This is a genomic window from Actinomyces sp. MRS3W, from assembly GCF_032465695.1.
Taxonomy (GTDB): Bacteria; Actinomycetota; Actinomycetes; order Actinomycetales; family Actinomycetaceae; genus Actinomyces.
Genome location: NZ_JAWDJJ010000260.1, coordinates 1 through 8,769 on the forward strand (window position 1 = coordinate 1; position 8,769 = coordinate 8,769).

Genomic DNA, 8,769 nt, shown 5'->3' on the forward strand with positions numbered 1-8,769 from the left:
CCGACCACGGCGACCAGGCGCCGTCGTCCCCGGCCACGCGCACTCGCCAGACGGCGGATTCCCGGGAGCTCAGCGGTGCGACGGGCCAGGGGATGAACAGGGAGTTCGGGCCGTCGAGGGTGACGATCTCGGGCGCGCCGGGCAGGGCGCCGACGTCGGCACGGGCCACCTCGATCTCGGCGCGGGCCTGTGCCCATCCGGCGGGCGCCGTGGGCACCTCCCAGGACAGCGACGGCGTCGGGCCGGTGCCGCCGAGGACGGGATGGTCCGGGCGGTGGTGGTCCACGCGTAGGCGCACGGGTGCGGCGAGCGGGCCGACCGGGTCGGTGGGCTTGGGGGCGGCGGCGTGGAGCAGGTCGGTCAAACTGGTGGCGTCAGGACCAACTGGCTGGCTGGGCTGGTGTGCGGTCACAAGAGTCTCCGGGTCGTCGTTGAACCGTTTCACGGATTGGGGTCAGGCTATGCGGTGGCGCCGGGACTCGTCAACCGGTGTGCCGACCGAGCGTGCAACGTCGAGCACGCCCGGTAGCCGTCGAGAGCGGTGGGTAGTGGTCGAGAATGTGGGGGAGCGGTCGAGCGAGCCCGGAAGTTGTCGAGCACGCGCTCCCGGGGGCGGTGCTGTCTCGTGGCTTCTGAGCTTGTTGGATCTCATGGGATCTGGGAGCGTCAGAAGCCATGAGACTCTGACGCGAAGTCACCGCGGTGCGCAGCCGGTGGAGCATGATGGCGCTCGCGAGGTTAGGGGCGGGGTGTGTAGCGGTGTAGGACGCAACTCGGGCACGCAGGTCGCCGCTGCGGTCTACGGAACGCCACTTCGCCGCCCAGTACGCCGGTTAACCGTCTGCTGAAGGCCTGCGAGCCATGCAGCGGACCCCGAAGTGGCGTAGCAGACCCCGAACGGGCGTAGTAGACGGTGAAGTGGCGTAGTAGACGCCGCAGGGTGCAGGGCGGGTGTTGTCGTGGCTGTGCGGGCGTTCAAGTGGGATTGGCGGCAATACGGTACGGCCCCCGCGCACCCAAGTAGGTCCCTGAACGCCCGATGGTGGGCGCCGGCCCGGCAGTGAGCCCGAAAAGTGTCCATCTGTCGCAACTTTTGCGGCCCACACCGACCAGTATCTTCCAGAAACGACCTCTGACCTGGGCAAATACGATGAAGGCTGTCGACCCGCGCCGCTCCGCGGCTCAAAAGTTTCGACCAATGGACACTTTTGCCACCGCCCACCGCCCACCGACCTTAAGACGGCCACCACCCACCACCGCCGCTGACACCAAGGTGGCTAGCACCCACCACCACCGGCCTCAAGGCGGTTAGCGCCTACCACCCACCTGCTTTGAGGCGACCTGCGCCAGCTTCCGCGAGGCCCTTAGTGCCCGTCCTCGGCGGAAACGGCCGCCACACGAGAAGACGCACCCACCGGGAACGTCAGAAGCCATGAGACTCAAACCCTCCCAAAGTGAGAAGACAGCACGGGCGCCCCCGGGGCGCGTGCTCGACGGCGGGCCGACGTTCTCGCGGGCCGGCCCGCGTGATGGAGGACCACCCGCACGCTCACGGGCCACCCCGCGTGCTCGGTTGTGGCTATGCCGACCACCTTGGTCGTCGGGCGACGTGCTCGACGCTCGGCCTATGCGCAGCTGCCAGGTCTCGTCCCGGTTCTGGTGTCGGGGCTCGTTTCGCCGTCCGCTAGGGAGCCGCGAGGAGTCTGCGTTTCGCGCCGGCATCCGGCGGCCGCGCCCGCCTGTCCGACAGGGGCGACCAGGCTCCTTCAGGAATCGATCGTCGGAGCTTTGCGCAGACGGCGGGCGAAGTCGCCGACGGTAGCGGCCATGTCCACGCTGCGGTCGAGTAGCCATTCGGCCTGGACGCCTTCGATGAGCGCGGCGATCTGCGTGGCCGTCAGGTCGAGGTCAACGTCCTCGCGCAGGTAGCCCGCCTCGCGCTCACTCTCCAGGTCGGTGCGCACGGCTGTCCGAAAACGCTCCGCCAGCCCCACGATGTAGTCATGTGCGGGGTGGTCGGGATTGATGGCTTCGGCGCGCATGACAGTATCGAGTTGGATGAGGCCGGGAATGGTGGCGTTGTGGGCCATGATGAGGGGGAGGGCGTCCAGTAGCCCGTGCTCGGCGAAGAGCTCGGCGCGCCAGGTGGACTCGGCTTCTTCGCGTCGGGTCAGTACGGCTTGAAGCAGGGTCTCCTTGTTTCCGAAGTGATGGCGCAGCAGCGTGTGGCTCACGCCGACGGCGTCGGCGATCTGCCGCAACGACAGGTTGTTGTAGCCCTGCTCGGCGAACACCTCCATGGCGGCGTCGACGATCGCAGCGCGACGCCGTTCCCCGTTGGCGTAGCGGGTGCGGCCATCGGGTGGCGCCACGGCGTCTCGGGTGGGCACGACTCTCCTCATTTCTGCTGATACGGAGACGGCGTCCCGCTCCGAGAAGTAAGCCTAGTCGGCTGGCGAGCTTGAGAACCCCCGTGTGCAGCTCGGTGACTGTGAGCATGTACTCAGGTGCAGATTGACCGAGTTGGAAGTGATTTGGATCTTGACCAAAGTGGAACAAGTTGGGTTATAGTCATCGTGCTAGGCGCCGCGGGCAGCCGTGAGCGCGCCACCGCCGGCATTGCAGCCGGCCTCATATCAAGGACGATTGATGAGCACCCCACCCACCGCTCGGCATGACAATGCCGACGATTCCTATGCCGCCCCGTCAGCCGTCGTCGAGGCGGACGGTCCCCAGTGGTCCGCAGGCCACGCGGATTCTGCCGAGTCCGCGGCCATGACTGCGGAGGAAGAAGAAGTCCAGCGCATCACCCGCAAATTCGGCAAGCCGTCGCGCACCGTCGCGCTGGTGTTGATCGGCGCCATCGGCGGCTACATCATGATGATGACGATGGGTACCGCCCTCCAGCTGCGGCTGACCCTGCTGGATGAGGCCTCGGCCACCACCACCTACTCCCGGGCCACGTCGATTTCGGCCCTGCTCATGCTCTTCGTCATCCCGCTGGTGGGCTCGCTCTCCGACCGCACCACCAGCCGCTGGGGACGGCGCAAGCCCTGGATCGTCGCCGGCTACCTCATCGCCACCGTCTCGTTCTACCTGATCGGCGTCACGACCAACCGAACCCTCATCATCGTCGCCTACGTCGTCGGCATTGCCTTCGCCCAGGCCGGCTTCAACGCCTACTCGGTCATCCCGGTTGAGGGCATTCCCGCCAATATGCGCGGGCGCGTCATGGGCTTCATGGGCATGTGTGGAGCCCTGGCCACCTCCGCCGGCGCCTACATCTGCTCTGCGCTCGTCGGTAACACCGTGCTGCTCATGTGTGTGCCGCCGCTGCTGGCCATCTTCTGCATCATTCCGCTGCTCGTGCTCTACAAGGACCCGGTGCACACCAAGGAGGAGGTCCCGCAGGGCAACATCCTGTCCATGTTCCGGCACTTCTTCGTCAACCCGCTCAAGCACCCCAACTTCGGCTGGGTGTGGCTGGCGCGTTTCCTCGCCGGCATCGCCATGACCGCCTTCCTCAACTTCTTCGTGCTCTACCTGGTCATCGGCTTGGGCAATGACCCGGCTCACGCCGGAACCCTCGCCGGACGACTGTCGCTCATGAGCGCGCCGGTGTCGATCATCTTCTTCACCTGCTCCGGCTGGATCTCGGACAAGCTCGGCGTGCGCAGGCCCTTCGTTGCGCTCGCCGCCGTGGTCATGGCGGGCGCCCTGGTTCTGGCCGGGACGTCGTCGTCCTTCACGGTCTTCACTATCGCCTGGATCATCTTCGCCATGGGGCAGGCCATGTACCTGACGGTCGACCTCGCCCTGTGCTCACAGGTGCTTCCCTCCGAGGCTGACGCCGGCAAGGACATGGCCGTCTTCGGTCTGGCCCTCAACCTTCCCACGGTCATCGTGCCCGCGCTCGCGCCGACCATCCTCGGAGCGCACGACGACAACTACCCGCTGCTGTGGGGCATTGCCGCAGTGTTCTGCTTCATCGGCGCGCTGCTCATGCCCCTCATCAAGGGCGTCAAGTAATCGGGCCGACGACGGCGGTCGGTGTCCCAGCCGACCGCCCTGGCCCGCTTCATCCACTCAGGCCTCGCGCCGCCGTTGAACCGGCGACGTACCGAGACAGCAACAGGAGACCATCGCACTATGACCATCCCTGCATCCACGGCGACCTCCGCCGCGCCCACCCGCCCCACGCCCTTCCCCGACGGGTTCCTCTGGGGTACCGCCACCGCCTCCCATCAAGTCGAGGGTGGCAACGTTAACAATGACGTCTGGCTGTACGAGCACGTCCCGAACTCCATGTACGCCGAGTCCTCCGGAGACGCCTGCGACCACTACACCCGCTACCGCGAGGACATCGCCCTGCTCGCCTCCCTGGGGCTCAACTCCTACCGCTTCTCCCTGGAGTGGAGCCGGATTGAGCCGGCCGAGGGCGAGTTCTCCGCCGTCGCCATCGCGCACTACCGCGACATGCTGCGTGCCTGCCACGAGCACGGACTCACCCCGCTGGTCACCTACCACCACTTCACCTCCCCCCAGTGGCTCATCGCCCGCGGCGGCTGGGAGGATGCCGATACCCCGGCGCTGTTCGCTCGCTACTGTCGGCGAGTCACCGAGGAGCTCGGCGACCTGTTCGACATCGCCTGCACCATGAACGAGCCCAACCTCGCCATCCTGCTCGGTGAGATGGGCATGTGCGAGCGCGAGCCCGCGCAACGCCTGGGCAACCCCACCTGGGAGGGCGCCGCCCGCGCCCTAGGGACGACGGCGGACAAGGTCGCCGGCTTCCAGTTGTCGGCCACCCAGGAGGCCTTCGAGATCAAGTGCGCCGCGCACAAGGCAGCCGTCGAGGCCATCAAGGCGGTCAAGCCCTCCATGCAGGTCGGCTGGACCCTGGCCAACACCGATTTCCACGCCGCCCCCGGCGGCGAGGAGCGGGTCGCTCACCTGACCGAGGAGAACAACCTGCGTTACCTGCGGGTCAGCGAGGGCGACGACTTCGTCGGCATGCAGACCTACAACCGCACCGTGCTCGGCCCCGACGGGCCGGTACCGCCGGCCGAGGGCGCCGTAGTCAACCAGGGCGGGGAGGAGATCTGGCCCTGGGCCATTGGCGCCGTCGTCCGCGAGGCGTGGGACACGATCAAGGTGCCGATTATCGTCACCGAGAATGGCCTCAACACCGAGGATGACACCCAGCGGGTCGACTTCCTGCGCACCGCCATCGCCGAGGTCGGCAAGGCCATTGTCGACGGCGTGGACGTGCGCGGCTACATGTGCTGGTCCGCCATGGACAACTTCGAGTGGGTATTCGGCTACGGGCCCAAGTTCGGCATCATCGCCGTCGACCGCGACACCCAGGTGCGCACGCCCAAGCCCAGCGCGTACGTACTCGGCGAGATCGCCCAGACCAACGGGGCAGTGCTCGGCGAATAATCACCGTCGGGGCGTACCGAGCGGCGCCGTCGAGCCTGGAAATCGGGTTCGGCGGCGCCGCTTGCGGCAGGAATGAGGGGCAAGCATGTGAGGGCAGTGATCCCTGAGCAACTTCGCTCGGTTTCGGTGCGTTACAAGTGCCGGTTTCGGCATGTCATTAGTGCCGGTTTCGGTGAGGGGAGACGGCGGTGTGTGCGGACAGCAAGAAGGGCGAGGACTTCGTCGTCCTCGCCCCGGTGTTCCGTGACCTTATGGTCGTCGCGGGAGCGCCCGCGTGGTGGTCCGCCTCAGGCGGTCACCGTTGGTGCAGCGGCTGGTTCAGCGCTGCTCGTTCTCGGCGGCAATGGCGCGCTCGAGCTCACGCTCACGGGCGGCAGCGGCACGGACGGCCAGATCGATGTCGAAGAACATGTCGGTTCCTTTCGGTTGAGTTGACCCCGTCCGGCTTCTCCGGTCGGGCACCGGCGGGGCTGTTCCCTGCCGGCGCCAAGAAATATACCGAGCGGTCTGCCCCGGTTCCAGCCCTGGGAATGTGTACTCTGTCATGCTTGCTGCAAGATCCTGAAACGCGTGTGCGCGCCGCGCAACAGGCGCGGGGCGGGGGACCAACCGCGGAGCTTGCCCACGCCGCTAGCGGCCCGGTCAGATGGTCAGGGGCGTGTCCCCGCTGGGCAGCTCGTGCACGCTGCCGTCGCAGGCCACCAGCTCCCCGGTGACGCCAGCCGGCAGGGTGATCTCGTAGCGCACGTGGGGCTGCCCACTCGAGACACTGTCCGCGGCGCCAGCGTCGGAAGCGTCGGAGCCCGCACCTGCGCCCCCGTGCTCGGCATCGCTGCGCTCCCAGGCCACGGACACGCGCCCGTAGGGCGTATCGCGGTGAGCCCGCGCCCATGACACCGGCCCATCGGTGAGCGGAGCCACGCGCACCCGCCGGTAGCCGGGCTGTGCCGGGTCGATCCCACCCAGGCGGCGGAACAACCAGTCGTCCACGCAGCCGAAGGCGTAGTGGTTGAAACTCATGGCCCCCACCGTCCCGTCGGGAGCGACGGCGAACCAGGACTCCCAAATGGTGGTGGCCCCCTCCTCGACCTCATACAGCCAAGACGGCGCCGTGTCCTGCATAAGCACCGACCACGCCACATCCGCATGGCCGGCGTCCACCAGTACATCCAGCAGGAAGGGCACCGACAGGAAACCCGTGTCCAGGTGGTCGCCGGCCTCGCGCACGAGCCGCACCAGGTGGTTCGCCACCGCCTCACGCTGGGTGCCGGTGGCGATGTCGAAGGCGAGCGCCAACACGTACATGCCCTGCAGATCCGGCTCCATGGTGCCGTCGGCGCCGATGTACTCCGCGGCCACCGCCGCCCGCACCTCCTCCCAGCGGCGCAGGTAGGCGGCAGCGTCGTCGTCGTGCCCGAGGACCTGCGCCACCCGGGCGAGGGTCCGCAGTGCCTCGGCGTGGAAGGCGGAGCCGACGAATTCACTGGTCAGGTGCGGGGCGGTCATGATCGCGTCGGGTGCGCCGGAGGCCAGGGTCGACGGTGCCAACCAATCACCGAAGTGCATCCGGGAGTTCCACAGCAGTCGCTGCCGGGCGGCGGCCTCATCATCGAGCGCCTCCCAGCCGACCGTGCGCTCGGTGTCCTCCCAGTCCCCGCAGCGCAGCCGTGGCGGCAGCTCGGTGGCCGCCTGGTGGGACTGCATCCCCACCCACGCCTGCATGGCGGCGTAGTTGGCGCGCAGAGTGTCGACGTCGCCGTAACGCTCCCACAGCGCCAGCGGCACGCGGATGATCGCATCTCCCCAGCCGGCGGCGACCGTCACCCCGCCGATGCCGCCCTGTCCCTCCATGGCGGCCTGGCGCGGCGCGAAGGGGGAGATGATGACCACGCGGCCGTCGTCCAGCTGGTCGGCGCGCACATTGCGCAGCCAGCGCGCCAAGAAGCTGTGCACCTCGGCGTTATTGGTGGCGGCGGGGGCGAAGACCTGAATGTCGCCGGTCCACCCGACGCGCTCGCGTTGGGGGCAGTCGGTGGGGATGGATAGGAAGTTGGCGCGCTGGCTCCACACGGTGTTGGCGTGCAGCTGGGTCAGGCGCGCGTCGGAGCAGGCGAAGTCCCCGGCCGTCTCCAGGTCGGAGCCGACGACGATGGCGGTCGCATCCTCGGCCCGCAGCTTGCCGGGGTAGCCGGTGACCCGGGCGTAGCGGAAGCCGTGGAAGGTGAAGGTCGGCTCGTAGACCTCCGGCGCCGCCGCGGTGCCGGTGCCCGCCAGGATCCAGGTGTCGCGCTGATCCTTATTGGGGCCCTGCACGTTGGAGAAGAAGGTGCCGTCGGCGGCCAGGTGCTCGGAGTGCTCCAGGACGATCTCGGTTCCGGCCGGGCCGACGGCGCGCAACCGCACCCGCCCGGCGATCACCTGCCCGAAGTCCACCACCGTCTCCCCGGCCGGGGTGGTGATGACCCGGGTGGCGGGCAGCTCCGCCAGACGCCGCACCGGCTCACCCCGGAAGGGCTCCAGGGCGGTGGCCGGGTCCAGATCGGCGTGGGGGATGAGGCGCACCGGGTCCCAGGCGGCGGCGTCGAAACCGGGGACGTCCCAGCCGGCGATCGCCGCCGCTAGGCGGTCGTCGCGCTTCTCCCCGATCATGATGTCGCTGTAGCGCAGCGGCCCGGACTCGCAAGAGCGGGCGGTGTCATCCGGTCCCCAGGTCTCGTGGGCGCCGTCGGCGCGGGTGATCGATAGCTGCCACCAGCCGCGCAGCATCCTCCCGTACTGGCCGGACTCCCCGGTGATGGTGGTCCGGCCCGCGAACCAGCCGTCGCCCAGCGCCAGGCCCAGGGTGTGACGTCGGGGGCTGCCCGCCGGGTCGGTGAGGAGGGCGGTGACGTCGTGGACGTCGAACTCGGTGTAGGTGTGGTAGCTGGTCCAACCCGGCGCCAGCACGGTGTCGCCGACCGGCCGGCTGTCAATACTCACCTCGATGACTCCCTGGGCGCTGGTGTACAGGCGCGCCCGGGTGATGGGGGCGGCCGCGGCGTCGGAGAGGGGCAGGTCCTGGCGTACGAGCTTGACCGGGTGCAGCTTCTCTCCGGCGGGCACCGGCTCCTGCGGGGCGAACAGGGTGTCGAAGGAGGCCTCGGGTTCTAGTTCCACGGGAGTCTGGGTGGGCTCCACCCAGTTGGTGACGACGTCGCCCTTTGTCAGCAGCGAGGTGGAGAAGGCGGAAACCGCCCAGGGCGACGGCGCTCCCGGCGTCGTGGTGCCGCTCGCCCCGGTCGCCTCGGCCGGTGCGGGCGTCCACACGCGCACGCGCCAGGTGTAGTC

At 68.5% G+C, this 8,769-nt stretch carries 4 protein-coding genes and 1 pseudogene; 2 read left to right on the forward strand and 3 right to left on the reverse strand.

The window, feature by feature from the left end:
* Positions 1-412 (reverse strand): annotated as a pseudogene (locus RWX45_RS09825) (alpha-L-rhamnosidase); the annotation flags it as partial.
* A 1,354-nt stretch (positions 413-1,766) separates the two neighbouring features.
* Complete coding sequence (locus RWX45_RS09830) at positions 1,767-2,390, reverse strand: helix-turn-helix domain-containing protein (RefSeq protein ID WP_316023546.1); 624 nt, start codon at positions 2,388-2,390, stop codon at positions 1,767-1,769.
* Between the two features lie 259 nt (positions 2,391-2,649).
* On the opposite strand from RWX45_RS09830, the gene RWX45_RS09835 reads away from it, so the two are divergent.
* A complete protein-coding gene (locus RWX45_RS09835; protein ID WP_316023547.1) occupies positions 2,650-4,029 on the forward strand; it encodes an MFS transporter in 1,380 nt (459 codons plus the stop codon).
* Positions 4,030-4,149: 120 nt separating this feature from the next.
* Complete coding sequence (locus tag RWX45_RS09840) at positions 4,150-5,442, forward strand: glycoside hydrolase family 1 protein (RefSeq protein WP_316023548.1); 1,293 nt, start codon at positions 4,150-4,152, stop codon at positions 5,440-5,442.
* Positions 5,443-6,084: 642 nt separating this feature from the next.
* Here RWX45_RS09840 and RWX45_RS09845 read toward each other — a convergent pair.
* Positions 6,085-8,769 (reverse strand): family 78 glycoside hydrolase catalytic domain (locus RWX45_RS09845; RefSeq protein ID WP_316023549.1); only part of this gene is annotated, 2,685 nt, incomplete at its 5' end.

Coding starts and splice junctions, on each gene's coding strand:
- RWX45_RS09840 (WP_316023548.1), top strand. CDS start 4,150: ATGACCATCCCTGCATCCACGGCGACCTCCGCCGCGCCCACCCGCCCC.
- RWX45_RS09835 (WP_316023547.1), top strand. CDS start 2,650: ATGAGCACCCCACCCACCGCTCGGCATGACAATGCCGACGATTCCTAT.